This window comes from Gemmatimonadetes bacterium SCN 70-22, from assembly GCA_001724275.1.
GTDB lineage: Bacteria > Gemmatimonadota > Gemmatimonadetes > Gemmatimonadales > Gemmatimonadaceae > SCN-70-22.
Map to the genome: position 1 here is coordinate 332,781 of MEDZ01000003.1, position 26,168 is coordinate 358,948.

The 26,168-nt window shown below is 70.5% G+C and carries 16 protein-coding genes; 8 read left to right on the forward strand and 8 right to left on the reverse strand.

Going from position 1 to position 26,168, the window contains the following annotated elements; translation table 11 throughout:
• Positions 1 to 23 precede the first annotated feature (23 nt).
• Both ABS52_02840 and ABS52_02845 read left to right on the forward strand, forming a co-directional pair.
• Positions 24 to 1,013: a hypothetical protein gene (locus ABS52_02840; protein ID ODT05095.1), complete on the forward strand. Its 990-nt coding sequence runs from the start codon at positions 24 to 26 to the stop codon at positions 1,011 to 1,013.
• An 85-nt stretch (positions 1,014 to 1,098) separates the two neighbouring features.
• Positions 1,099 to 2,001 (forward strand): cobalt-zinc-cadmium resistance protein, encoded by a 903-nt coding sequence (locus ABS52_02845; protein ODT05096.1) that lies wholly within the window; start codon positions 1,099 to 1,101, stop codon positions 1,999 to 2,001.
• A gap of 78 nt (positions 2,002 to 2,079) precedes the next feature.
• Here ABS52_02845 and ABS52_02850 read toward each other — a convergent pair whose 3' ends face one another.
• The 4 genes from ABS52_02850 to ABS52_02865 all read right to left on the reverse strand — a co-directional run bounded on the left by ABS52_02850 (position 2,080) and on the right by ABS52_02865 (position 12,891).
• Positions 2,080 to 3,657, reverse strand: a complete 1,578-nt coding sequence (locus ABS52_02850; GenBank protein ID ODT05097.1) for a hypothetical protein — start codon at positions 3,655 to 3,657, stop codon at positions 2,080 to 2,082.
• Positions 3,658 to 3,824: 167 nt separating this feature from the next.
• The gene (locus ABS52_02855; GenBank protein ODT05098.1) at positions 3,825 to 7,037 is read right to left on the reverse strand and encodes a hypothetical protein; all 3,213 of its coding nucleotides are present in this window, start codon (positions 7,035 to 7,037) and stop codon (positions 3,825 to 3,827) included.
• Positions 7,038 to 7,183: 146 nt separating this feature from the next.
• Positions 7,184 to 8,074 carry a hypothetical protein gene (locus ABS52_02860; protein ODT05099.1) on the reverse strand — a complete coding sequence of 297 codons (891 nt, stop codon included), beginning with the start codon at positions 8,072 to 8,074 and terminating at the stop codon, positions 7,184 to 7,186.
• A gap of 119 nt (positions 8,075 to 8,193) precedes the next feature.
• Positions 8,194 to 12,891 (reverse strand): hypothetical protein, encoded by a 4,698-nt coding sequence (locus ABS52_02865; GenBank protein ODT05100.1) that lies wholly within the window; start codon positions 12,889 to 12,891, stop codon positions 8,194 to 8,196.
• 395 nt (positions 12,892 to 13,286) lie between these two features.
• Between ABS52_02865 and ABS52_02870 the strand changes: the two genes are divergently transcribed.
• From ABS52_02870 to ABS52_02880, 3 genes are all read left to right on the forward strand, one after another.
• Positions 13,287 to 16,103: a hypothetical protein gene (locus ABS52_02870; protein ODT05101.1), complete on the forward strand. Its 2,817-nt coding sequence runs from the start codon at positions 13,287 to 13,289 to the stop codon at positions 16,101 to 16,103.
• Between the two features lie 11 nt (positions 16,104 to 16,114).
• A complete protein-coding gene (locus ABS52_02875; GenBank protein ID ODT05102.1) occupies positions 16,115 to 17,377 on the forward strand; it encodes a hypothetical protein in 1,263 nt (420 codons plus the stop codon).
• A gap of 114 nt (positions 17,378 to 17,491) precedes the next feature.
• Positions 17,492 to 18,265: a hypothetical protein gene (locus tag ABS52_02880; protein ID ODT05103.1), complete on the forward strand. Its 774-nt coding sequence runs from the start codon at positions 17,492 to 17,494 to the stop codon at positions 18,263 to 18,265.
• 27 nt (positions 18,266 to 18,292) lie between these two features.
• Here ABS52_02880 and ABS52_02885 read toward each other — a convergent pair whose 3' ends face one another.
• Positions 18,293 to 19,078 carry a hypothetical protein gene (locus ABS52_02885; protein ODT05104.1) on the reverse strand — a complete coding sequence of 262 codons (786 nt, stop codon included), beginning with the start codon at positions 19,076 to 19,078 and terminating at the stop codon, positions 18,293 to 18,295.
• A gap of 6 nt (positions 19,079 to 19,084) precedes the next feature.
• Entirely contained in the window at positions 19,085 to 20,209 is a 1,125-nt protein-coding gene (locus ABS52_02890) for a hypothetical protein (GenBank protein ID ODT05105.1), read from the reverse strand.
• 298 nt (positions 20,210 to 20,507) lie between these two features.
• Between ABS52_02890 and ABS52_02895 the strand changes: the two genes are divergently transcribed.
• The gene (locus ABS52_02895; GenBank protein ID ODT05106.1) at positions 20,508 to 20,963 is read left to right on the forward strand and encodes an SET domain-containing protein-lysine N-methyltransferase; all 456 of its coding nucleotides are present in this window, start codon (positions 20,508 to 20,510) and stop codon (positions 20,961 to 20,963) included.
• A 45-nt stretch (positions 20,964 to 21,008) separates the two neighbouring features.
• On the opposite strand, the gene ABS52_02900 is transcribed toward ABS52_02895, so the two are convergent.
• Complete coding sequence (locus ABS52_02900) at positions 21,009 to 21,665, reverse strand: hypothetical protein (protein ID ODT05107.1); 657 nt, start codon at positions 21,663 to 21,665, stop codon at positions 21,009 to 21,011.
• A gap of 6 nt (positions 21,666 to 21,671) precedes the next feature.
• The gene (gene prpE / locus ABS52_02905) at positions 21,672 to 23,615 is read right to left on the reverse strand and encodes a propionyl-CoA synthetase (protein ID ODT05108.1); all 1,944 of its coding nucleotides are present in this window, start codon (positions 23,613 to 23,615) and stop codon (positions 21,672 to 21,674) included.
• Positions 23,616 to 25,639: 2,024 nt separating this feature from the next.
• On the opposite strand from prpE, the gene ABS52_02910 reads away from it, so the two are divergent.
• Entirely contained in the window at positions 25,640 to 25,846 is a 207-nt protein-coding gene (locus ABS52_02910) for a hypothetical protein (protein ID ODT05109.1), read from the forward strand.
• Entirely contained in the window at positions 25,843 to 26,124 is a 282-nt protein-coding gene (locus tag ABS52_02915) for a hypothetical protein (protein ODT05110.1), read from the forward strand. The genes ABS52_02910 and ABS52_02915 overlap by 4 nt, the downstream gene beginning before the upstream one ends.
• Positions 26,125 to 26,168: the final 44 nt, after the last annotated feature.

The window sequence follows — 26,168 nt, forward strand, 5'->3', positions numbered from 1 at the left end:
GGGAACCGGCGACTGGGGGGGAGATGGCCGATAGCGAGTTGCGGGAAGAGCTCCAGGAGGCGCTGGGGGCGGACTACGCCATCGAGCGGGAGTTGCCGCGCGGGGGGATGTCACGCGTCTTCGTGGCCACGGAGCGCGCGCTCCAGCGCCACGTCGTGATCAAGGTGCTGTCTCCCGAGCTGGCGCGCTCGCTCTCCGCCGAGCGGTTCAAGCGCGAGATCGCGTGGGCGGCGCGACTGCAGCACCCGCTCATCGTGCCGTTGCTCTCGGCGGGGGTGGCCGGGACGCACTTGTACTACACCATGCCGATGGTGGATGGCGAGTCGCTCCGCGAGCGCATGAACCGCGAGCGCCCCATGCCCATCGTCGACGCCTGCCGCATCCTCGAGGACGTGGCGAGCGCGCTGGCCTACGCGCACGAGGAGGGGGTGGTGCACCGCGACATCAAGCCCGAGAACATCATGTTCTTCCATGGGCGGGCGGTGGTGCTCGACTTCGGTATCGGCAAGGCGCTGATCGACGCGGCAACGGGCGAGACCGAGGCGCTGCGCATCACGGCGGCCGGGATGAGCCTCGGGACGCCGATGTACGTCGCCCCGGAGCAGGCGCGCGCCGATCCGGCGCTGGATCATCGCGCCGACCTGTACGCGTTAGGCGTGGTGGCGTACGAGATGCTCACGGGGCACCCCCCATTCACCGGGAAGTCCGCTGTGGCGGTGCTGGATGCGCACGCCCACCGCGCGCCCGGGCCGATCGAGGCGCGCCGCCCAGACGTCCCCCGCCGTTTGTCGGCCCTCGTGATGAAGTGCCTGGCCAAGGACCCGTCGCAACGGCCGCACGGGGGGGACGAGATCGTGCGGGCGCTGTCGCCGACGACCTCTCCCGCGGGACGCCAGGCGAGCGGTGTCGGTGCCCTCGCGGCAAACCTTCCGGCCTGGCTCCCCTGGGCGCTCGCCGGGGTGTCGACGCTGGTGGCCATCGCCCTGGCGATCCTGTACGCGAGGGCGCGTTGAGCACATGAGGCGTAGCCGGACTCCCACGCGCCAGCGCTAGATTGGCGTCAGCATCGTCGCACGCCCCCAGAATCGCCCAGCCTCCGTGCCCGAGCACCCGCACAAGGGGATCCAGTCCGCCCAACTCGGCCTCCTGGTCAATACGCTCCTGGCCGGGGTGAAATTCGTTGCCGGGATCCTGGGGAATTCGTACGCCCTGGTGGCCGACGCGGTGGAGTCCACCTCGGACATCCTGTCGTCGGCGATCGTGTGGGGCGGGCTGCGGATCGCGGCGCGCGAGGCCGACAGCGAGTTCCCCTTCGGTTACGGGAAGGCGGAGTCGCTGGCCGGGGCGGTGGTGGCGCTCATGCTCCTCGGCGCCTCGTTCGGGATCTCCGTGGAGGCGATCCGCGAGATCCGCACCCCGCATCACGCGCCAGCGCCGTTCACGCTGGTGGTGCTGGTGGTGGTCGTCCTGGTGAAGGAGACGTTGTTCCGGCGCGTCTTTCGTGTGGCGGACGAGGTGGGAAGTTCGGCGGTACGCGCCGACGCATGGCACCATCGTAGCGACGCCATCACGTCAGTAGCGGCATTCATCGGCATCAGCGTGGCGCTGTGGAAGGGAGAGGGGTGGGAGTCGGCCGACGATTGGGCCGCACTCGTCGCCGCGCTCGTCATCGCCATCAACGCCGTCATCCTGCTCCGTCCCGTGGTCTACGACCTCATGGATCGCGCCCCCGCTCCCGACATCATCGACCACGTCCGCCTGGCTGCACTCGGCATCCCCGACGTCCTGGCGATCGAGAAGCTCAAGGTCCGTCGCGCGGGTACCGGGCTCTATGTCGACCTGCACGTCCAGTCGGACCCCGAGCTCTCGCTCCACGACGCCCATATCGTGAGCGGGAAGGTGAAGAGCGCCATCCTTGGCGCCGTCCCCCGCGTGAGCGGGGTCCTCATCCACATGGAGCCGTTCGAGGGGAAGAGCCGCCCCCGGACGCGCAGGGTGTGACGCTGCGCGGGGGGAAGGCGACAGGGGGGCGATCCCGTCGTGGAACCGCCCCCCTGTGGCCTTCGGCGTTGCGCTGACCTATTGACGCCCCGCCGGGCGATCGACGCGCTGCTTGCTCCAGAGCACGATCGCCGCGCACGAGCTGTTCCCCGCCTGCTGGAACTGCGCCGGGACCGAGATCCCGTTGTAGACCTCGATGGCGGCGATCTCTCCCGGCGGGAGGAGGCGATCGACGTCGCCCGGAAAGACGGCCTCGAACGGTGCCCCGTCCACGAAGTAGCGCACGCAGCTCCCCACCACCGCGCGGGCGCTCTCGACCTGGTAGTCGATCCCGTTCCCCGACGGGACGACGCGCAGCCCGGGGATGGTGCGGAAGAGGTCGGTGAGCATGTTGGGGGCGCGCTTCACGATGTCGTCGCCGTCCAGGTAATAGCCGCCCCCCGACTTCTTGCGCTGACTGAAGCCGACCCGTTCGAGCCCGACATCGCGATCGGCGCGCACGACGACCGTGTTCAGGACCGTCGCCGGGCGTGACATGGCGATCTCGATGCGTGCCGGGGCGCGCGTCGAGAGCTCGACGGGGCGCTCCTCGGGGGCGAAGCCGATCTGGCGCACCACCACCGATTGCGTCCCCGAAGGGAGGCCGCTGATCGAGAACTCCCCGTTCTCCCTGGTGAGCGTCGCTCCCGGGGTGCCGATGACGTCCACCCGGGCGCCGACGACGGGCTGTCCCGCCGCGTTGACCACGCGCCCATTGAGCACGGCATTGCCGGTCTGGAGGCGCGCTGCCGAGAAGGTGGGGCCGGTGGCCGCCTCCTTCTGGCGGCGCTGCGCGGCCGAATCGGTGGCGGCAGCGACGACGGTGTTGGGGTTCCCGATCTTGAGCCCCTGCACCACCAGGGGGAATCCTTCTGCCTTGACGCGCACCTCCGACGTCGTGATCCCCTTGAGTTGCGCCTGGAGCGTTCCCTCGAAGTTGGCCGGGAGGCCGCAGATGCGGAACATCCCGTCGGCGGTGCTCAGCGCCTCACGGACGCGGGGGATCTTCCGGAGCCCCGCGTTGAGCGACATCTCGAGCCACGCCACCGAGACTCGCGCCCCGGCCACGGGTTGGTCGGTGTCGGCGTCGAGGAGGCGACCGATGACCGCTCCCGGGCCGAGGTTCCGCCGCGCGGCCGGACACGACACTTCCACCAGCGTCTCAGCCGAGGGGATCGCCAGCTGCATCGTGCTCTCGTCGCCGTCCTTCAGGTCGAACGGCGCGGTGACCATGACGATGCCCAGTGAATCGAGGACCGGGTGGTCGACGCGCATCCGGTGGGTCCCGGGGGGGATGCTGTCGAGCAGGAAGAGCCCGAGCCGGTTGGTGGACGTCATGCGCGTCGTCCCCTCGATGCTCACGAGCGCTTCGCCCAGGGGGGCGCGGTGCAGCGAGTCGTACACCGTCCCGGTGAGCGTTGCGATGGGGAGGGGTGGTGCCGTATCCGGCTTGGGAGCGGGGGCGACGCTGGCGCTATCCGCCTTCTTCGGCGCGGGGGCCTTGGCCGGGACGCGCTTGGGGGGCGTGCGCTGCTGAGCCGGGAGCGCGGTGCCGACCAGCGCCAGCGCGGCGACGACCCCGAGACGGGGGGCGAGATGGCGAAAGTGGAAGAGCACGGTCCTGATGCGTGGGGATGTGAAGCGGGCCAACAGGTAATGTCTATTCCCGGGGGACGCGGCTGACAACCTTCTCCCTAACCGCCCCAGCGCCCGGGGTTCCACGAAAAAGTCGACGCCCCCGCCCCCTGATCGGGGCGAGGGCGTCGGATGAGGGCCATGCGAAGCTAGTGCCGGTCGTCTTCCTCGAAGAACGAGGAGACGACCCCGCTCCCGCTGGCGCGCTCGACGCGGAGCGTCTGCTTGAGCGTCTTCCCGTTCAGGGTGACGGAGACCAGGTAGTCGCCCGGCTGGACGATGGGGGCCTGACCGCGAGCGGCGCCGGGGAGCTGGAAGCCGCCGCCACCGAAGCCGCCGCCGCGCGGCATGATGAGCTGGACGATCTGGAAGGCGAGGGTGGGATCGGTGATCCCGGCCGCCGCCGCGGCACCGGCCGCACCGCGCCCGCCGCCGCCACCACCGCGCTGTCCGCCGGCCTGTTCACCCGGCCGCGGGTTCCAGACGGTGGACTGCCCCATCCCGCCCCCCATGAACATCTGGGCCATCTGCTGCATGTCGCCGCCCATCAGCATGCGGCGGAAGCGCCCGAGCGCGGCGGTGTCGAGTCCGGCCTTCCCGAGCGAGTCGAAGACGAAGTCGGCGCGCCGGACGGCGAGGATCGAGTCGCGCTTCCCCGCTGGGGAGAGCGGCGGCTGGGGCGCGGCCTTGCCGCGGAAGTCCCAGACCACCTTGTGGACGCCCGCGCCCGAGGGGCCGTTGAGCGTGCGGATGGTGTCGCCGCTGACGTCCTGGATCACGACGCGCACCGGGCCGTTGCCGCGCGTCGTCAGGCGGTACGAGATCTCGGCGCCGTACTGAGGGCTCGGCGTCTGGAACCACTGGTGTCCCACCGATTGTCCCTCGAACGCCATGTCGCCGAACTGGAAGGCGGTCTTCGGCTTGAAGAGGTACGACTCGGCGGCCGCCACCTGCGGCGTCATCTGCTGGAGCGCGGCGATGTCCACCACCCAGATCGCGCGCCCGTGCGTGGCGGCGATCAGCTCCTTGTCGCGGGGGTGGATCTTGAGGTCGTTGACCGGGACCGTCGGGAGCCCCGACATGAAGCGCTGCCAGCTCTGCCCGCGGTTGAGCGACACGTACGCGCCGACGTCGGTTCCCACGAAGAGGAGGTCCGGGTTGACCGGGTCCTGCCTGATGACGTGGACGAAGTCGGGGCCGCCGCTGGGGAGGGTGCCGGCAATGGACCGGAACGACTTCCCGAAGTCGGCCGACTGGTAGACGTAGGGCGCGTAGTCGCCGACGCGATGGTTGTCGAAGGTGACGAAGACCGTCATCGAGTCGTGCGGCGACGGTTCGATCTCGCTCACGTACGCGTTAGGCGGGAGCCCGGGGAAGTGCTTCGACAGCTCTTCCCACGTCCCGCCGTCGTTCTTCGTGACCCAGACGCGCCCGTCGTCGGTTCCGGCAAAGAGGATTCCCGGGCGGATCGGCGACTCGGCCAGCGACACGATGGTCCCGTACGTCTCGGCGCCGGTGGCGTCGACCGTGATGCCGCCGGTGGTGCGCGTCGAGATCCGGATCTTCTCGGGGTCGGCGTAGGTGAGGTCGGCCGAGATGGGGTACATCTCCTCGCCGCGCCTGGTGCTCTTGAGCACGCGGTTGGCGCCGAAGTACAGCACCTGCGGGTTGTGGGCGGAGATGATGTACGGGGTGTTCCAGTTCCAGCGCAGGTCGAAGGCGACCGAGTCGGTCTTCTGCTGCGCGCGGAAGGCGTCGATGCGCTTCTTCTGGTCCCTCGAGATCGGCGCCGTGGTGTCGGGGCGCTCGGTGAGGATGGAGTCTTCCCACTGCTGGTACCGGGGGCGCCAGTTGGGCTTCACCAGCGAGGTGCGCTCGCTGGTGGCGAAGTCGAAGCGCGAGATGTTCCCGCCCTGCGACTCGGCGTAGACGGTGTTGGGGTCGGTGGGGTCCTGCTGCGTGACGAAGCCGTCGCCCCCGGCCACCGTGGCCCACATCGCGTTGGTGATCGCCCCCTGGCGGCGGCGCGACGGCCCGCACCACGAACCGTTGTCCTGGAGGCCGGTGCAGACGCGGTAGGGGACCGACATGTCGAAGGAGACGTTGTACGCCTGCGAGACCGGGAGCGTCATCGGCACGTCGTAGCTCCCGCCCTGGTCGTACGAGATCGCGATCCCGCCGTCGTTGCCGACGATCATGCGCTCTGGATCGTTGGGGTCGATCCACATGGCGTGGTGATCCACGTGGATGCCGACGGTGGCGTTCTTCGCGGTCTTGCCGCCGTCATCCGAGACCTTGACCGGGGTGGACGACCAGTAGACGCGGTCGGGGTTCTTCGGGTGGACGCGCACCTGCGAGTAGTAGAAGGGGCGCACGTTCTCGCTGCTGGTGCGCACCCAGGTCACGCCGCCGTCGTCGGAGCGATAGAGCCCGCTCGGCTTCTCCTGCGGCTTGGCCCCCTTGGCCGGCTTCGGGTTGGGGGCCGTGTCCGCCTCGACCATGGTGTACATCACCCTGGGGTTCGAGGGCGCGATGGCGATCGAGATGCGGCCCTTCGTCGTCCCGGGGAAGCCGCCCCCCTTCACCTCGGTCCAGCTCTTCCCGGCGTCGGTCGACTTCCAGAGCGCCGAGCCCGGGCCGCCGGACTGGAGGAAGTACGGGCCGCGCACGCGCTCGTAGCTCGCCGCCCATACGATGTCGGGGTTCGACGGATCGAGCTGCACGTCGACGAAGCCGGCCTTGTCGGAGATGAACTTGACCAGCTCCCAGGTGGTGCCGCCGTCGATGGTCTTGTAGAGCCCGCGCTCCTTGTTGGCGTTCCACGGCGCACCTAACGCGGCGACGTAGACGATGTTGGGGTTGGTGGGGTGCACCTGGATGCGCCCGATGGCCTGGGTCTTCTCCAGCCCCATGAGCTTCCAGGTGATCCCGCCGTCGGTGGACTTGTAGACGCCGCCCCCCGGGGAGATCGAGTTGCGCGAGTTGGGCTCGCCGCTCCCGGCCCACACCTGCATGGTGTCGCTGGGGGCAATGGCGAGCATCCCCATGGAGATGACGCGCTCGTGGTCGAAGACGGGGCGCCAGGTGGTCCCGTTGTTGGTCGACTTCCAGATCCCGCCCGCCGCCGCGGCGACGAAGAGCGTCTTGGAGGGGGAGGGGATGCCGGCGACGTCGGAGATGCGCCCCATCGTGTTGGCGGGGCCGATCAGCCGCCAGCGGAAGGCGGAGAGGGTGGCCGAGTCGACCTCGAAGGGGGCGCCTTGCGCGGGGAGCACGGCGGGGGGGCCGGCCACGGCCAGCCATCCGGCCGCGAGGCCGATGGCCCTGCCGAGAGTCGCGCGGCGAAGCGGGGATCGAAGCATGGATCGTCCGGGATTGCAGTGGAGTGCACGGGCACCGCTCCAGGGGCGGCGCGCGGGGAACATGTCCGCAGAGCGGGGCGAACGGAATGCGCCCTGCGCCGATTTAACGGCGCAGGGCGTCGGAAGCGTTGAAGGGGCGCCGCCGCTCACGGGACCACGCGCACCAGCCTGACCATGCCGTGCTGCGAGTGCAGCTGCCTGGAGAGCGGGTTGTACGTGGTGCACAGGAGGGCGTAGTCGCCCGGCATCAGGTCGACGGTGACGTTCACGGCGCGTCCGCGCTCCAGGTTGGTCGTCCCGCCCACGGCTTCGTAGGGCGACGCCCCCACCGGCTGCTCGGCGAACCGGACGGCCTGCTCGAGCGTGCGCCCCGGGAGGAGCCTAACGATGGAGACGTGGTGCTCGAACTGTCCCTTGTTCTCCACGCGGATGGTGCGGCGCCCCGCATGGAGCGGCCCCTCGAGCGTGAATCCCCACTCGTTCATGAGGAGCGCCACCTCGGTGACCGGGAGCATCTTCGGCGCGCCGCCATCGGCAGGCCGGATCACCGACAGCTCCTGGACTTCCGTGAGGACGAGCGGTCCCCCGCGCGTGGGCGGCACCGGGAGTTGCGCCATGACGTACCGCCCCGGCTCGAGGACCATCGACACCGACGACACGCCGCCAGGGACGCTCGATTCGGGTCCGCCCATGCGGTTGATCCACGGGACGTTCCAGTCGCCCGAGCGCAGGTAGTCGGCGATGGCCGCCACGCGGTCGAGGCGGCCGACCCTGAGGATGGCGATGTGCTGCGTGGTGCCCGAGCGGTTGAAGAGACGGATGTTCACCAACCCGGCCTCCACCTGCGACGGTGCGTCGAACCCCTTGTCGCGCGCCACGATGACGAGCTCGGCGCCCGGGATCCCGCCGATGCGTTGGGCGGCGGGGCGAGGCTGCTGGCCCTGCGCGCCCTTGCCTGTGGCCTGGGCGCCGAGCGGGGCGACCAGTGCGGGGGTGAGGGCGAAGGTGAGGAGTGCGGCGGCGAAGCGGATGCGCATGCGGTCCCTCCGGCACGAAGTGGGGTGACCCCAAGCTCGGCCTTATCGGGACGAGGCGCCAGCAGCGGATCCCGGACGCTGAGGGAGCTGGCGCCCGCGACGCACCGCCAGGTGCCGGATCAGGTGGAGGCGGGCTCCTCGAGACGCTCGGCCAGGGGGACGAACGCGAGGGTACGGGCGCGCTCGGCGGCGAAGCGCCGCGTGGCGTCGATGGCGGGGAGGCCGGCGCGCTCGAGCACGCCGGCGCACTCGGCGACCAGCCACGCCCCGGCGTACGGATCGACGGCGTCGAGGCGGTGCCGGGCGCGGGAGAAGAGGTCGAACGCGGCCCCGGTATGGCCGGAGGCCAGCGCCATCTGCAGCGCCAGCGCGTCGACCATCTCGCGCCCGGGGAACCACCACTCCGGCACAGCGCTGGTCATGAGCTCGGTGGCGCGCTCCCAGCGCTTCCAGGTGGAGGGGGATTCGGGGCCACCGTTGGTGAGGGCAGCGCCGGCCAGCGAGGCCAGCTCCAACCACGCCACCTCCAGCGTTCGCGCCCTGGATGTTGCAGCGTTGTAGAGCGCATGGGCGCGCGAACGCTCGCCCATGTCACGCGCGACGTTGGCGGCGACGAAGGTCGTGCGCAGCGACTCGGGGACGTCGCCGATGGCGGTGAAGATGCGCTCGGCGTCGCCCAGCCACTGTGCCGCCTCGCCGAAGGTGCCCTGGCGCGAGCGCAGCTCGCCCAGCGCCCGCGAGACGCCGGCGGCCAGCGGGGCGGCGTGAGCGCTGCGGGCCGCCTCGAGCGCATCGCCCAGCGCCTCCTCGGCTTCTCCCACGCGCCCCCTTCGCAGCTGCAATTCGCCGAGCGCCAGCCGGGCGCGGGCCATGGCAAGGCGGTCTCCCGAGGCCGTGGCGTGGGCCACCGCGTCGTGGGCCAGCGAGATCGCCTCGTCGGGGGCCGCGCCGTCACGGGCGAGCGCCAGGAGCCGGCCTGCCGCACCCCGGTGGGCGAGGGTGGCCCGGTCGCCGAGCGTCTCCAGCGCCTTGCGGGCGAGCGTCGCCGCCAGCGGCCAGTCGGCGACCGCCGTGGCCACCGCCGACGCCGTCAGCTGCACGTCGGCCCGGAGGGCGACGTCGCCTTCCGGGGCGGCCGCGAGGATGGCGCGCAGCTCCTCGAGGGTGCGAAGCGGCGGCTTGCCGCTGTGCATCCGGACGCACTCGCGCAGGCGTCGCACCTCGAGCGCCGCGTGCGCGTCGCCGCTCCCCTCGATCCACTCCAGCGCCAGGTCGCACCAGGCTTCCGCCGGGGCGTACCGCCCCGCGCCGACGGCCACTGTCGCCAGGCGCACCCTGAGCGTCGCCAGGTCGCGCGCCGAGGGGGCGTACCGCTGCGCCACCTGCAACGCCTCGAGCGCGAGGTCGTGCGCGAAGGCAGCGCCCATGCGGTCGGCGGCCGCAACGGCGTACCGATAGGCCTCGGCGTCCAGCCCGGCGGCGTGATAGTGGCCGGCGATCTCGTCCACCGACGATGGCGTGCGCAGCTCGAGAAGGCGCGCCGCCACCTCGTGCATGCGCTGGCGCCGCCGCTCGGGGACCTCGCGCGTGATGGCCTCGCCGAGGAGGGCGTGGGTGAAGGTGAAGGCGCCGTCGCGCCCCGCCACCGGCGTGACGATCCCCGCCGCCACTCCCTCGTCCAGGGCGGCGGTGACCTGTGCCTCGGGGGCGTTGGCCGTGGCCACCAGCAGCTCCACGGCAAACGGGGCCCCGAGGACCGCGGCCGTGGCGAGAATCCCCCGGGCGGGGGGCGACAGGCGTTGCAGCCGGCGCTCGAGGATGAAGGCGACGCCCGGGGGGAGCGCCTCGAGCGAGGTGGGGCGCCACTCCCAACGCGTCCCGCCGTACCAGATCCCCCCCGATTCGGCGAGGGCGCGCAGGACGTGCACGACGTGCAGCGGGATCCCCTCGGTGTAGGCGTGCAGCACGCGCGGGAATTCGTCGCCCGGGTCGGCATCGTGAAAGACGACCTGGACCCATCGGCGCAGCTCGTCGAGGGTGAAACGCTGCAGCGCGAGCTGCTCGGCGCGCGGATGCTGCATGAGGCGCCGGCGCCAGTCGGCGGCGGCGCGTGCCTCGTCGGGGCGAAGGGTCAGGACGACGAAGAGCTGCTCGCCATCCAGCGCGCCGAGCAGGGCGTCGAGCACCGTCCAGGTGGCGGTGTCGGCCCACTGCACGTCCTCGAAGACGAGGACGAGGAGGCGCTCGCGCGCGGCCCGACGCACGGCGCGCACGATCTCCTCGTGCAGGAGCGAGGGGGTAAGGGCCCACTCGTCGCCGTCGCCCGACGGCGGAATTCCCGGGACGAGTTGCGGAAGGGCGCGCCACTGGTTCTGGGCCAGGAGGCCAGTCGCGTGGAGGCGCGCGAGGACGTCGGCCCAAGGCGCGTACGCCGAGGCCTGGTCGCCCTCCAGGCATTGCGCCGTCACGAGGGTTCCGGCGCGCAGCCGGATCTCGGGTTCCAGGCGCCTGACGAGTGCGGACTTCCCGATCCCTTCCTCGCCGGAGATCGACACGAGGCGCGCGTCGCCGCGGCTGGCCAGGTCGAGCAACCCGACCATGGTGCGCAGCTCTTCTTCGCGTCCCACGAAGGTGTCGAACGCCAGGCGGGCGCGCGCCGCGCCGGCGTCTCCGTGCTCCGCCACGACCACGCGATCGCGCCCGTCGCGCTTGGCGCGGTGGAGCGCGCGGTCGGCCGCCGCCAGGAGCGCCTCGACGGAGTCGCCGTCCTGCGGCGCGCCGACGACCGCGATCGAGACGGAGATGGCGATCTGCTGGTCTGGTGCGTCGCGACGCGCGCAGCGCAGCTGGGCGCACGCCTCGCGCAGGCGGTGGGCCACCTCGAGCGCGACGTCGGGGGGGGTGGCGGGGAGGAGGACGAGGAATTCGTCGCTCCCGCGTCGTCCCACGAGGTCGCCGGTCCGGAGGCCGCGCTGCAGCACCTTGGCGACGGCCCAGAGGAGGTCGTCGCCCTGGAGCCGCCCGTAGGCGGCGTTCACGCGCTCGAAGTGGTCGATGTCGAGGAGGAGGACGGCGACCGACTGGTCGGCGCCGCGGCGCCTGGCCAGGGCGTGGGCGGCGCGCTGCATCCACGACGAGCGGTCGGCGACCGAGGTGAGCTCGTCGTCGACGATGGCCGGCTCGCGCGACTCGGCGCGGACGGGGAGTGCCGCCGCCGAAGTGACGCCGGGGATGGCGACCCCCTCGCGGACCACCTCCTCGAAGACGCGGAAGACCGCCGGATCGAACTGTCGCCCGACGTCGCGGCGCATGACGTCGATGGCCTCGTCGTGGCCGAGCGCCGACTTGAAGGCGCGGCGCGAGACGAGGGCGTCGTAGACGTCGGCGACGGTGAAGATGCGGGCGGCGAGGGGGATCTCCTCGCCCGCGAGCCCGTGCGGGTATCCCGAGCCGTCCCAGCATTCGTGGTGCGACTCGACGATGGGGCGCACCTCCCACGGGAAGTCGACGTCGCGGAGCATTTCCGCCCCGGCCACCGGGTGGCGCTTGACGATGGTCCACTCCTCCGGCGTGAGGCGTCCCGCCTTGTTGAGGATGGCGGCCGGGATGCCCAGCTTCCCGATGTCGTGCAGGAAGGCGCCGACCCGGTACCAAACGAGCGATTGCCGGTCGGCTCCCATGCGCCGTGCGATCTCGCAGGTGAGGTCGGCGACCCTATCGAGGTGGCCGGCGGTGGCGTGGTCCTTTCCCTCGATGCGTTGCGCCCAGCGCCGGATGACGTTCAGGAAGCCGTCGTCGAAGCGGCGCAGCCGCCGGGTCGTCTCGCCGTCCACGTCGCGGGCGCGCAGCTGGGTGGCGGCGCGGTACGCGCGGTTGAGCGCCTGCAGCGCCTCGGCGTGCCGGTCGTCGCGGGCGAGGAGGTCGGCGTGCTCGCGGGCGGCCTCGGCGACGAGGAGGAGGTCGCCGGCGTCCTCGGCGAGGCGCTCCCCCTGCTCCAGGAGACGCGCCGCGCGATCGCGGTCGCCGAGCTCCCGGGCCACGGCGCCGTTCAGCACGAGGGCGCGGGCCACCAGCGACGCGTCGTCGAGCTTGCGCGCCAGGTCGATGGCGCGATCGGCGCTGGCGTGGGCGCGCTCGACGTTCTCGCGATCCAGCGCCATCCCGGCGCGGGCCAGCTCGATCGTGGCCAGCAGGCGCTCGTCATGTAGCTGCGTGGCGGCCGTGGCCGCCTCGGCGAATGCCTGCTCGGCCGCATTCCACCGCTTGAGCTCCGCGTAGAGCGTGGCGAGGCGGGCCAGGGCGGCCGCCTCACCCCGGCTGTCACCGGCGGCATGGAGGTCGGCGCGCGCCTCCTCGTGCAGGGCAATGGCCTGCGCCGTCGCTCCCTCGAGGAGGGCGAGGTCGGCGAGCCAGGTGGCGCCTAACGCGGACCGGGCCGCGTCGCCCAGCTGTCGCGCGCGGGCCCGCAACTCGGCGAAGTCGGCGGCGGCGGCGGCGAGGTCGCCCTCGTGCCAGTGGATGCGCCCGCGGAGCTCGACGGCGTCGGCCGCGATGGCGGCCATCTCGGGCTCGCCGGGGAGCGCGAGGATCGCCGCGACTCGCGCGAGGGCCGCCTCGGCGTCGCGCGAGGCCAGGTGCGTCCGTCCCAACCCCAGCAGGAGCCGGCCGACCCCCCAGGCCGGGGCATCGCTCGCCATCGAGTCCAGTGCCCGCTCGTACAGGTCGCGCGCCACTTGCACCTGGCCGCGCGCCTCGGCCAGGCGCCCCTGTTCAAGGAGCGCCTCGAGGGCGGGAGGTAGGGGAGTGGGTGCGACCATCGAGATGGGGGCGTTCGGCGGGATTGGCCCTCGAATTGGCCAACTATAAGAAAGACGACCCAGATGGAGGGGCGTTGCAGCGGGACGTGGATGATTTCCAATGATCGGCGCGGGGGGCGCGGGTGGAATCCGCGTGTTGACAGCGTCCCATTTCGCCCCGATGCTATGCGCGCGTTTCGCTCGCCCTCGCGCGGCACCCACCCCCAGCCGCGCTCCCCCCCTCGTCGCAGTGCTCTCCCCCCGTGATTCCGCAGTCGGAGCCTCGCCGAAGCGCGCGTACGCATACTAACCCCCCCTCTCCATCGGAGGCCGTGATGCACAGAAGTCGTCGAACGTCGGGTCGATGGCCCATCGGGCTCGGGAGCGCACTGGCAGTGCTGTGCGCCCTCGCGCCCATGGCCATCGGCGCCCAGCAGACGCAAGGAACGATTCGCGGAAAGGTCACCAACGCCGGCACCGGGGCTCCCCTCGGGAATGCCCAGGTCTTCGTGGCCGGGACCACGCTCGGCGCGCTGACCGGTGCCGACGGCGCCTACTCGATCGCGGCGGTCTCGGCCGGCCCGCGAGTCGTGCGCGTGCGCCTCATCGGCTACCAGCCCACCGAGCGCACCGTGACCGTCACCGCCGGCCAGTCGGTCACCGCCGACTTCGGACTGTCGCAGAGCGCCATCTCGCTGGATGAAGTCGTGGTGACAGGAACCGGGGGCTCGGCGCGCAAGCGCGAGGTCGGCAACTCGATCGGGCAGGTCAAGCTCTCCGATACCCCCGAGGTGCCGACCAACCTGTCGAACATGCTGTCGGGGCGCCTGACGGGGGTCACGGTGGGCGGCGGGACGGGGAATTCCGGCGGCGGGGCGGCCATCCGCCTGCGCGGGACGACGAGCGTCGCCCTCACCAACCAGCCGCTGATCTTCATCGACGGGGTGCGCACGCGCAGCGACGAGTATCCGCGCAACGGGGTCTTCACCGGCACCACGCAGCGTGGGGCGAACGTGAATGCGAGCCCGCTCAACGACATCAACCCCGATGACATCGAGCGCATCGAGATCGTGAAGGGGGCGGCGGCGGCAACGCTGTACGGCACCGACGCGGCGGCCGGGGTGATCCAGATCTTCACCAAGCGCGGCGCCGCCGGCGCCGCCAAGTGGAACGTCCAGCTCAACTCGGGGATCAGCTCCCTGCAGAAGTTCGGGACCGATTCCGTCCCGCTCCTCTTCATGGACCCGTTCCTGCGCAACAGCGACCCGGGACGCTTCGGTCCGGACAACTACGCGCTGCGCTACGGGACGTCGCTGCAGGTGTCGGGCGGCCAGGGCGACAACCTGAAGTACCTGGTCTCGGGCGGAGCCGACAACACCGACGGCGTCCTCCCCAGGGACAAGGACCGCAAGTACCAGATCCGCGCCAACCTCGACTTCACGCCGATGAAGAACGTCGTGATGAACTGGAGCAGCGCGTACACCAACAACCTCATCAACCAGACGCCGGCCGGGAACAACGCCCAGGGGATCACGCTCAACGCCTTCCGTCGTGACCGCAACTACTACGCGACGACGAACGTGGATTCGCTGAGCAAGGTCTTCATGCAGCAGCTCGACAGCTACATCGACCGCATGATCATGGGGAGCACGACGACGTGGACCCCATTTGCCCGCTTCTCGAGCCGCTTCACCGTGGGCTACGACCGGGCGGCGGTGGAGAACCGGAACGTCCGCCCCTTCGGCTTCCCCGGGGCCAACCTGGGGGTGATCCAGAACCAGCGGTGGCAGAACACCACCCTGAGCCTGGACTGGGTGAACAACTACGAGTTCCAGTTCGGCCAGGACCTGCGCATCACCGCCTCGGGCGGGACGCAGTACGTCAACTCCAACGTCGGCGACGTCATCGCCTACTCCGAGAACTTCGCCACGCCGTCACCGCCCACCGTGGCGTCGGGCGGCGTGAAGCTCGCGGACGAGAATCGCCAGCGCGTCATCACCGGCGGCGCCTTCACCCAGGCGCTGGTGGGCTACAAGGATCGCTACTTCGTGACGCTGGGCGGACGCCTGGACGGCAACAGCGCCTTCGGCTCGGACTTCGGCTTCCAGTTCTATCCCAAGGTGTCGGGATCGTGGGTCATCTCGGAGGAGGGCTTCTGGAAGCCGTCGCTCGGGACGCTCAAGCTGCGCGCGGCCTACGGCGCCGCCGGTCGCGCCCCCGGCGCCTTCGCCGCGGTGCGCACCTACAGCCAGGTGGGCTGGGGGACGGCGACCGCCGTGCGCCCGGACAATCTCGGCAATCCCACGTTAGGGCCCGAGCGGACCACCGAGCTCGAGCTCGGCTTCGACCACAGCATCCTCGACGGGCGCCTCGGGATCGACTTCACGTACTTCAAGGCCACCACCACCGACGCGCTCTTCAGCGTGCGCTCGGTCCCGTCCAACGGCTTCCTCAACAACACGCTGCAGAACGTGGGCGAGATGGAGAAGTCGGGGATCGAGGCCGCCATCACCGGCACCCTCGTCGACAAGCCGCGCTTCGGGCTCACGGCGGGGCTCAACATCACCACCAACGACTCCAAGGTCATCAGCCTGGGCGGCGCCCCGTCCTTCAGCGTGGGCAACTACGGCTGGGTCGTGGAAGGGCAGCCGGCCCCCGTCCTCCGCGGGCGCAAGATCCGGAACGCGGATGCGCGCGGGGTGGCGCCGGACACGGTGAGCAATGCGTTCTTCGGCCCCAGCCAGCCGACGCACATCATCGGCGGGAGCCTCAACCTTCGCACCTGGCGCAACATCGCCCTCTCGGTGCGCGGCGAGTACCAGGGGGGCGCCTACATCGACGAGGATGCCTCGTACCAGGCGCTGTCGCGCTCGGTGCTGTGGCCCACCTGCTTCGATGCCTACCAGAACATCGCGGCACAGAAGCCGATCACGGTCCGCGAGACGCTGACCTGCATCCCGCGGAACGTGCGCCCGGACATGTTCATCTTCCCGGCCGACTTCTTCAAGATCCGCGACATCACGCTCACGATCCCGCTGGGGAAGGCGATCCCGCGCACGGCCAGCAGCTCGCTGGTCTTCTCGGCGCAGAACATCTTCCGCCATAACTACGGGATGCCGCTGTTCGACCCCGAGATGTCGGGGAACGACGGGTTCAACGCCACGGTGCGCTACATCTCGGAGCACATCCCGGCACCGGCGGTGTTCCTGACCTCCCTCCGTCTCTCGTTCTGAGGAACCCGCCAATGACCATGACGATTTCCTCGACGATGCGCCGCGCCTCGCGCGTGACGCTCACCATCACGGCCCTCGCCGCCATGGGGGGGTGCACCCTCGACGCCACCAACCCCGGCCCCATCCAGGCCGCGTCGCTCGACAACGCCGGGGCGCTGGGTGCGCTCATCAGCGGCTCGGGGCGCGACCTGGCCGAGGCCCTCAACTGGACCTCCTACACCGGCGCAGCGGTCACGCGCGAGCTGCACCCCGCCGGCTCCACCGACTCGTTCGGCATCTCCGTGCGCGCGCAGGCCGGAGTCTTGGCCGAAGACGAGGTCAACACCTGGTGGAACTACGCCCAGCGCGCCCGCTGGACGTCCGAAGACGCCGTCGCGCGCGCCAAGACGGTCCTGGGCGCCAACGCATCCAAGAGCGCGCAGCTGGCGCAGGCGCTCGTTTGGGCCGGCTACGCCAACCGTCACCTCGGCGAGAACTTCTGCGAAGGGGTCATCAACGGCGGGGCGAAGGGGCCGCACACGGTCTACTTCGAGCGCGCCGAGGCGAACTTCACCGAGGCCATGACCGTGGCGCAGGCGGCGGGGAACACCACGCTCGCCATGGCGGCCCAGGCGGGGCGTGCGTCGGTGCGGCTGCTCCGCAACAACCCGGCCGGCGCCGTCGCCGACGCCGCGGCGGTGCCGAACACGTTCGCGTACCGCATGCCGTACTACGGGACCGAACTGGACCAGTACAACCGCATCTACTGGGCGGGCGCCAACCAGCCGTATCGCGCGCACACGGTCTGGAACACGGTGTACGACTCCATCCGCAAGACCACGCGCGACCCGCGCATCCCGTTCGACAGCAGCCTAACGGTCCTCACCGGCGACGCCGCGGTCGGCAGCCTCGGGCGCGTGCGCTGGTACTTCCAGACCAAGTACAACGACCGCACCTCTCCCATCAACCTCTCCACCGGGTGGGAGATGCGCCTCATCGAGGCCGAGGCCAAGCTGATTGCCGGCGACTGGCAGGGGGCGATGACGATCATCAACGCGCGTCGCACCAACCTGAGCCTCCCGCTGTATACGGTCGGTAACTCGACCGATGCGTGGGCGGTGCTCAAGCGCGAGCGTGGCATCGAGCTCTGGCTCGAGTCGCGGCGGCTGGGCGACCTGCGCCGCTGGGAGGCGCTCAGTCGTCCCGGGGCGCTCCACCCGCTGGAGATCCTCCCCAACCGCGACCTCTGCTTCAACACCCCGCGCTCGGAGAAGGAGACCAACCCGAACTACTGATCCCACGACCCTTCACGTGACAGGCGCGGCGTCCACCAGGCGGTGGGCGCCGCGCTTCGCTCGGGCACGGGCGGTCCCCTCCCTCGATGGGGGCCCCGCACGCTACACTGCGGCATGCGCCTCGTCTCGCTCTGCCCCTCGCTCACCGAGCTCCTGCACGACCTGGGCGCCGCCGATGAAGTGGTGGGGCGCACGAAGTTCTGCATCCACCCCGCCCCGTGGGTCGACGGGATCGAGAAGGTCGGCGGGACCAAGAACCCGAAGATCGCGCGCATCGTCGCCCTCGCTCCCGACCTCGTCTTCATGAACGAGGAGGAGAACCGCGCCGAGGACGCAGAGTCGCTGCGCGCGGCCGGCATCGCGGTGCACAGCTCCATGCCGCGCACGGCCGCCGAGACCGCGGCGATGGTCCGCTCGATCGCCGGTGCCATCGGGCGGGGCGAGGCGGGGGAGCGCATCGCGGGCGAGATCGAGCGGCGCGCGGCGCGCGTGCAAGAGGCGGCCGCGGCGTTGCCGCCGGTCTCGTACGCCTACCTCATCTGGCGCGAGCCGTGGATGACGGTGAGCGACGACACCTTCGTGAGCGCGCTGCTCGCCCTGGCCGGCGGGCGCAACGTCTTCGGCGCGTCGGCCGGCCGCTACCCGGTCGTCACCCCCGCCCAGCTGCGGGAGGGCGCGCCCGACGTGGTGCTCCTCTCCAGCGAGCCCTTCCCGTTCACGGCGCGCCACGCCGACGAGCTGGTGCAGCTGACGGGGATGGCGGCGGAGCGCTTCGTCCTGGCCGACGGCGAGCTGCTGTCGTGGCACGGCTCGCGCACGCCGGCGGGGATCGATTACGCCGAGTCGCTGCTGCAGCGTGCGCGCGGGCCGTCGGCCGGCGCGCGTTGAGTCACGGCGCCGGCGCGACGCCGGCCGTCATTCCTCGGTCCTGGACCAGCGGAAGAAGATGACCGAGAGCCCGACGAAGGCGACGAGCGCCCCGCCGATGCTCATCAGCGCGCCGGCGGCCTGGTGGTCGTCCTTGGACGAGATTCCCGGAATGGGCGGGGCGAGCTCGTAGAAGGCGTACATCGGCGAGTCGCTGTACGCCAGGAAGCCGGCCAGCCCGAACATCACCGGCGAGAACATCAGCCCCCCAACGAGATACAGCATGCGCATGGGCGGGGGGAAGCGGCGCGGCGCCGGGTGCACCATCACGATGGGCCACCAGAACAGGAGCCCGGTCGCCAGCCAGGTCAGGTCGATCACCATCGACCCGAACTCCGACGGCATCAGCGTGTCGGCGACGAACGGGAGGTGGGTGACGAGGACGGCGACGTTGAAGATGGCGACGGCGAAGATCGGGGACGTGATGCGCCGCACCAGCGGGTGCGCGCCCACCATGGCCTGCGCCTCGAGCGAGACGCCGCGCAACAGGAGCGGGGGCGCCACCAGCCCGATCAGCAGGAACTGGAGCATGTGGACGCTGGTGAGGTAGCCGCCTAACGCGCCGATCGGCCAGTCGAGCGCCGCCCAGAGCGCCAGCACCCCCACCGGGAAGAGCGGGTGCATCGGCGGAACGGCGGTCCCGGCGCGGCGCGCGGCCGCGCGGTTCCACGCCACCACCCCCGCCACCAGGACCACCATGAAGACCCAGACGCCGACGATGGCCTGCCACTCCCAGGTCCACGCCGTCGGCTTGGCCGAGCACCAGAATTGCATGGCGCCCTACTGCCCGAGCGAGGTGGCGGCGGCGGCCAGCATCCGCTCCACTTCGGCGTAGCTCACCACGTTGGCGGCGAGCACGATGTCGCCGGCCTGCCTGAAGTGGAGCCGCACGGTGATGGTCTCGCCCACCTCAGGACGCTTGGCGAAGCCCATCAGCATCACGTGACGCCCGCCAGGGGCAAGCTGCAGCGTCTCGCCGGGGCGAAGGACGATCTCCTTGACCGGCATCATGTGCCCCATGCGCTGTTGGTCGCCGGGCATCGTCTCGTGCAGCTCCGCGGTCTGCACCGCCTCGCTCGAGACGGAGACCAGCGTGTCCTCCACCGAGCCGTTGCGCAGCACCACGTACATCGCCCCCTCGCTGGTGGAGGGGGGCTGCGGGATGAGCGCCGCGGCCACGCGAATCGGGACGCTCGGCACGTTGCTCTCGTCGCCGAGCGGCTTGAGGTCGACCGCCCCGGAGCCCGAGGGATTCACCCCCGTCGGGAGCTCGCCGCGTGCCAGGCGGGGGAGATCCTGCATCCAGTCTTCCTGCCGGATCCCGAAGGGGTACTCGAGGCGCGCCTTCCCGTCGATGCCGAAGGCCAGGACCTGCGCGGCGTGTCCCACCAGGTATCCCGCGGCATCGGACGACGCGGTGTCCTTCTGGATGGGGGGGAGGCGCAGGGTGTAGAGGATCCGGTTCACTTCCTCTTCCGTCCCCCGCAACCCGATGAAGCTCGGGTCGAAGGTCCCCAGCCATTCCTTGAGGCGCGCGGGGGTGTCGCGCGCCGGGTCGGTCGTCACGAAGACGAAGCGGATGGCGTCGCGGGCCTCGAAGGGGAGCTTCTTGAGCACCGCCGCCACGTTGGCCACGTGCAGCGGGCAGATGTCGGGGCAGTGCGTGTAGCCGAAGAAGAGGAGGGTGACCTTTCCGGCTGTCGCTTCACGGAAGTTGAACGGCGCCCCGTTGAAGTCGGTGAGGGTGAAGTCGGGCTTCTCGCGCGGCGGGTCGCTCAGGACCCCGCGAAAGCCGCTGGTCACGGCGAATGCCTCACCCTTGTCGGCACCGCGGCCACCGCACGCGGCAAGAGCCAGCATGCCGCCCACGAGGAGCGGCGCGAAATATCGGAGATGGCGGGACATGAGCGGCGCTAGAACTCGCGCTTCTTCATCTCCTTGAAAATCCGCTGTGCGTCGGCATCGTCGCGCTCGGGACTACGGGTGGCCTCGAGCGTGGGGTCAGAGAAGGTCCGCGGCTTGCCGGTCGCCTTGGCGGCCTTGAGGGCGTTCTTGCGCACCAGCGCCTGCAACTGCTTGTCGTTCATCCCCGGCTCCTGTGGTGTGGTGGGGAATCGGCGCATCCGTCCACTGCGGATGTCCCCTTAATCGTAAGCCCGTGCCTCCCCCCTGCGGGAGCGGGGGCTCCCCTATCTTCCCCCGCATGGCGCTCCCCGACCTCCCCTTCGAGATCCGCTCCTCCCCCATCCAGGGGATGGGGGCGTTCGCCACCCGGGCCATCCCCGCCGGCGTGCGGTTGATCGAGTACGCCGGCCAGCGCCTGACCCCCGCCGAGGCCGAGGCGCGCTATCCCGACGTGGCGGGGGAGCGGCACCACACCTTCCTGTTCGCCATCGACGACGACGTGGTGATCGACGCCGCGGTCGAGGGCAACGAGGCGCGCTTCATCAATCATTCGTGCGATCCCAACTGCGACGCCATCGTGGAGGAGGGGCGCATCTGGATCGAGACCATCCGCGACGTCGCCCCCGGGGAGGAGCTGGCGTACGACTACGCGTACATCCTGGAGGAGCGGCACACGCCGGCGGCCAAGCGGCGCTTTCCGTGTCACTGCGGCGCCGCGACGTGCCGCGGGACGATCCTCGGGAAGAAGCGGTAGCGGACGCCGGCGCGGCGTCGCCCGGGCGGCGCCGGTGGCGCGCCCCTAGCCCAGCAGGACGTGAAAGTCGCCCGTGGCCGCGCCGGCGCGTCCGACGTGGACCTCGCTCAGGTCGCGCACCACGCGGGTGGCGGCGGTGAGGTGGCCGGCGTCGTAGGTGGTGGAGAGCCCCACCACCTGGGCCCCCGCGGCCAGCCCCGCCTGGATGCCCGGCGGCGTGTCCTCGAAGACGATGCAGTCGGTGGGGGCCAGGCGCAGCCCGCGGGCGCCCGCCAGGTAGCCGTCGGGGAAGGGCTTGCCGCGGTCGATGCGTTCGCTGGCGATGAGGACGCGGGGAATCGGGAGCCCTGCCGCCTCGAGGCGGGCGCGGGCGAGGGCGTCGCCGCACGACGTCACCACCGCCCAGGCCACACCCGGGAGGTGGGTCAGGATCGCGACAGCCCCCGGCATGGCGACGACGCCGTCCAGGTCGTCGCGTTCCGCTTCGTCCAGCCACTGCACCTCGGCGGCGATGTCGAGGTGGGGGGCGATGTCGCGCAGGGTGTCGCTGGTGCGGCGCCCGTGGGCGACGGCGATGATGGGGTCGGGGTCCATGGCGTGCCGCGCGGCCCACCGCCGCCAGGTGCGGTCGACCACCGCGTGCGAGTTCACCAGCACGCCGTCCATGTCGAACAGGAAGCCGCGGCACTTGAGGAAGGACATGTCGATTCAGTCGCCGATGGAGGTCGCGGGGAGGTAGGCGTAACCTAACGACCGAAGCGCCGCCGTGGCTTCGTCGAGGGCGGCCGGGTCGTCGATGGTGGGAGGAATCGTGAAGGGCTCGCCGTTGGCGATGCTGCGCATCGTGGCGCGCAGGAGCTTGCCCGAGCGCGTCTTGGGGAGGCGGCTCACGACCGCCACCTTGCGGAAGTTGGCCACCGGACCCACCGCCAGGCGCACCGCCTGCACCAGTTCGTCGCGGATGGCGGCGTGGTCGCGCGTGACGCCGGCCTTGAGGACCACCAGCCCCACCGGGAGCTGCGTCTTGAGCGGGTCCTTCACGCCGAACACCGCGCACTCGGCCACGTCTGGGTGGGCGGCCAGGACCTGTTCCATGCTCCCCGTGGAGAGGTTGTGGCCGGCGACGATGATCACGTCGTCGATGCGACCCATGACGAAGAGGTAGCCGTCCTCGTCCAGGTAGCCGCCGTCGCCGGTGACGTAGCGACCCGGGAAGCGCTCGAGGTACGTCTGCACGAAGCGCTCGTCGTCCTTCCAGAGCGTGGTGAGCGTCCCCGGCGGGAGGGGGAGGCGCAGGGTGACGATCCCTTCCTTTTCCGGCGGGAGGATGTTCCCCTCGTCGTCCAGGATCTCCACCGTGTAGCCGGGGACGGGGCGCGAGGGCGACCCCGGCTTGACGGGGAGCTGCTCGATTCCCAAACAATTGGCAGCGACCGGCCACCCTGTTTCCGTCTGCCACCAGTGGTCCACCACCGGGCGCTGGACCAGCTGGCGGGTCCAGTGGTAGGTGTCGGGGTCGAGGCGTTCTCCCGCCAGGAACACCGCGCGGAGCGACGAGGTGTCGTAGCGCGCGAAGTGCTCGCCGTGGGGGTCTTCCTTCTTGATGGCGCGCATGGCGGTGGGCGCCGTGAAGAGGGTGCGGACCTGGTACTCCTGCACCACCCGCCAGAACTCGCCAGCGTCGGGCGTCCCCACCGGCTTGCCCTCGTGGATGACCGTCGTGCACCCCAGCAGGAGCGGGGCGTAGACGATGTAGGAGTGGCCCACCACCCAGCCCACGTCGCTCGCCGTCCAGAAGACCTCGCCCGGGTTCATGTCGTAGACGTGCTGCATGGACCAGAGGAGGGCCACCGCGTGCCCACCGTTGTCGCGGACGACGCCCTTGGGGCGTCCGGTGGTTCCGGAGGTGTAGAGGATGTAGAGCGGGTCGGTGGCGGCGACCGGGACGCTCGGTGCCGGCTGGGCCGCGGCCATCAGCGTGTCCCAGTCGTGGTCGCGCCCGGGCACGAGGTGGCAGGGGCGTTGCGGGCGTTGGAGGCAGATGACGTGCCGCGGCTTGTGCGCGGAGCGCTCGATGGCCGTGTCGAGGAGCGCCTTGTAGTCCACGACGCGCGCCACCTCGACGCCGCACGATGCCGAGACGATCACCTTTGGCTCGGCGTCCTCGATGCGGACCGCGAGCTCGTGCGAGGCGAAGCCGCCGAAGACCACCGAGTGGATGGCGCCGATGCGGGCGCAGGCCAGCATGGCGATGGCCGCCTCGGGGGTCATCGGCATGTAGATGACGACGCGGTCGCCCTTGTGGACGTCGAGCGCGGTGAGGGCGCCGGCGACGCGCGCGACCGCGCCTTGCAGCTCGCGGTAGGTGAGGGTGCGCTTCGTGGCCGTGACCGGCGAATCGTAGATGATGGCCGGTTGGTCGGCGCGTCCGTTCTCGACGTGGCGGTCGACGGCGTTGTAGCAGGTGTTGAGGACGCCCCCGGCAAACCAGCGGTAGAGGGGGGCGCGGGAGCGGTCGAGGATGACGTGCGGGGTCACGTCCCAGTGCAGTGCGCGGGCGGCGTGGGCCCAGAACCACTCCGGGTCGCGCGACGCGTCGTCGTAGGTGCGGGCGTAGGCGTCCGTGGTGTGGGTGTGGGGGAAGTCGCGCATGGCGGGCGAGGGCCGGGGTGTCGGACCACGATGCCGCCGGGCCCGGCGGTGCGCCAGCGGGGAAATGCCTGATGGGGTGCCCAACCGAGCGCTGACCACCGCAGGCGAATGCGACCGCTACACACGAGACCATGGCATGGCCTCGACGTACCGACCCTCATGCGTAAGATTGATGGCACCTGCCGCGGTAGCCAGAAGGGCCCGCACCTGGATCGCGTTCGCTCGCGCGCGATCTGCGCTGTGTTCGCGCCCTTACGCGCTTGCTGCACGCTGAGAATTGCGGTGTCGAGGGAGGGTCCCGCGCGACTCCTGGTGGGGTGCGGAAGGGGGAGAGGCATGAGGATGCAGATTGAGGAGGCAAGTGGACTCGCGCCTGCGCGCGATCACTTCGGGCAAGGCCCGCGCATGATGCAGTCACTGCAGGTCCATGGCATGCCGACGGACGTCCCACGGTCGGACCCGCATCGTCGACGCCGCACGCGTCTTACCACCTTCGGTCCGCCACTTCGTCGCGCTGCGTTGGACGCCGAGCACCGGCCTGTCAGTCCTCGATATCCGTCGCTGCCGGAAGCAGTGTTCACCAGCGTGACGATTGGCACAAGTGGACGAGCCCGCTCGATGCAGCGTTGCGCGCTGCTTGGTGCGGTGCGACCGCTTCGCGCAGGGCAGCTCGCGAACTGGTTCGGTGTCTCAGAGCGTACCTGTAACCGGCGCCTCGATGAAGGTGGGCTCGGTTCTCTGCGGGACGTAATCCGCTACAGCCGCGCAGTTCGAGCCGTCTGCACGCTCGTGGCCCGGAAGAGCTCACTGGCGCAGGTCGCCACTGGACGACGCCACGAGCCAGGCGGCGCACTCGTTGAGCTAGCTCCGCGTACGCATCCAGGTGCTGTCAGATTGCGTTAGGGTTACCAGCGCAGCGCGTGCTCGACTGATCTCGCACGGTCGGATCTCCGACGGTGCGTGACTTCCGGTAGCGACTGACGCCGCTCATAGGGGCCGGGACGCTGATCAGCGGAGGCTACATATGACAAGAGGATGTGCATTGGTTCTGACGATCCTTGCGCCGCTGCTCGCCGGTGCGTGCGACCGGCGCGACGGACCACTGCCGACGGCTGACACCTCGTCCCTGCTTCGCGCAGCGCTGACTCCAGAGGCAGCGGCACGACTACATCCGCGCGATGTGTTTCCCAATTCGGTCGCGAGCGGTCAGGGGGTCATCTCACCCGATACCGCGAGAGCGCTCGCGGTTGGCTATCTGAGGCTGTTCGGTGCGCAGACCATGGAGCGCACCAGGGCTATCCTGGGACGGGACATCGATTTCGTGACGCTTGCCGCCGAGGAACGAGTACTACTTTCCGAGACGCCATACGCTCCACTTCCCGCAGATGTGAGTCCGGCTCTCCGAAATGCAGCAGGCGCGAGCTACTTGGTGCGGTTGCGCGACAAGTATGGACAGGTGGCTGTTGTCAGCGTGTCCGTGCACGCGTCGGCCATTCGCGCCGATAGCAGTGGCATTTCCTCGAAGGAAAGCGAGCGCGGTAGCGAGTTCCGCAGCTGGATTGTGCCGCGGGGCGGAGTTGCCGAGCCAGCGCTTAGTGCCGAAGCGGCGGTCGTGCTGGCCTATGCAGCCTTCGGGGTGCGCATTGCCCATGCCCCACGCTTCATTCGCAAGGGGATCGAGTTCGTTCCTCAGCTTGGCAATTGGCGAGTGCAATTCGCGGAGCCTGTGCAAGTTCGACGATCCGGGACATCGACGGCGGAGCGCACGGATGTGGTGTACATCACGCCCCAAGGCGAATTTGCCGCGCCGACTCTCTCCGAGAGCACAGGCACTACGAAGACAGCACGGTTGCAGAGCGAGATCTACGGCATAGTACTCCAGCCACGACAAGACATCGCGAAGGACCTCGACATTGTTGTGCCCCTCCCGTCTCGTCACCGGAATGCGAGGTAGCAATCACGCTGGAGCTGACCCGCTTTGATGGACACCTCAACAAGCCCCATCTTCGGAGCGGAGGTGTTTCATGGCCAAGGCACCACGAATCCGACGGACGTTCGACGCCCAGTTCAAGCTCGAAGCGGTCCGTCGTCGAGAGGAGCAACGCGCGCGTGGGGTGACCCTCGCGCAGGTGGGGCGCGAGCTGTGCGTGCGCCCCGACGTCCTCCGCGTCTGGGCGAAAGAGGCGACGGCGCGCGCGGGCGCGCCGCCCAGCGCGAGGACTACCCCGTGACGCTGATGTGCGCCGCGCTCGACGTGTCGACGAGCGGCTTCTACGCCGCGCAAACGCGGCCGCCGAGCGCGCGGGCGACGACCGATGCCGGCCTGTTGGTGCAGGTGCGCGCCGCGCACCTGAAGAGCCACCGGCGCCACGGCGCGCCGCGCGTCTGCCGCGCCCTGCGGGCGCAGGGCGTGCGGGTGGCGACGAAACGGGTCGCCCGGCTGATGCGCGCCGATGTACAGGATCACCCATTCTTACGCACTAGCGATCACCCAGATCTACGCACCTGACCTCGCCCGGTGCGGCGCGTGACCGCACCCTTCGCGCACCCTCG

Coding starts and splice junctions, on each gene's coding strand:
- ABS52_02875 (ODT05102.1), top strand. CDS start 16,115: ATGACCATGACGATTTCCTCGACGATGCGCCGCGCCTCGCGCGTGACG.
- ABS52_02860 (ODT05099.1), bottom strand. CDS start 8,074: ATGCGCATCCGCTTCGCCGCCGCACTCCTCACCTTCGCCCTCACCCCC.
- ABS52_02880 (ODT05103.1), top strand. CDS start 17,492: ATGCGCCTCGTCTCGCTCTGCCCCTCGCTCACCGAGCTCCTGCACGAC.
- ABS52_02895 (ODT05106.1), top strand. CDS start 20,508: ATGGCGCTCCCCGACCTCCCCTTCGAGATCCGCTCCTCCCCCATCCAG.
- ABS52_02840 (ODT05095.1), top strand. CDS start 24: ATGGCCGATAGCGAGTTGCGGGAAGAGCTCCAGGAGGCGCTGGGGGCG.
- ABS52_02890 (ODT05105.1), bottom strand. CDS start 20,209: ATGTCCCGCCATCTCCGATATTTCGCGCCGCTCCTCGTGGGCGGCATG.
- ABS52_02865 (ODT05100.1), bottom strand. CDS start 12,891: ATGGTCGCACCCACTCCCCTACCTCCCGCCCTCGAGGCGCTCCTTGAA.
- ABS52_02910 (ODT05109.1), top strand. CDS start 25,640: ATGGCCAAGGCACCACGAATCCGACGGACGTTCGACGCCCAGTTCAAG.
- prpE (ODT05108.1), bottom strand. CDS start 23,615: ATGCGCGACTTCCCCCACACCCACACCACGGACGCCTACGCCCGCACC.
- ABS52_02870 (ODT05101.1), top strand. CDS start 13,287: ATGGCCATCGGCGCCCAGCAGACGCAAGGAACGATTCGCGGAAAGGTC.
- ABS52_02855 (ODT05098.1), bottom strand. CDS start 7,037: ATGCTTCGATCCCCGCTTCGCCGCGCGACTCTCGGCAGGGCCATCGGC.
- ABS52_02885 (ODT05104.1), bottom strand. CDS start 19,078: ATGCAATTCTGGTGCTCGGCCAAGCCGACGGCGTGGACCTGGGAGTGG.
- ABS52_02900 (ODT05107.1), bottom strand. CDS start 21,665: ATGTCCTTCCTCAAGTGCCGCGGCTTCCTGTTCGACATGGACGGCGTG.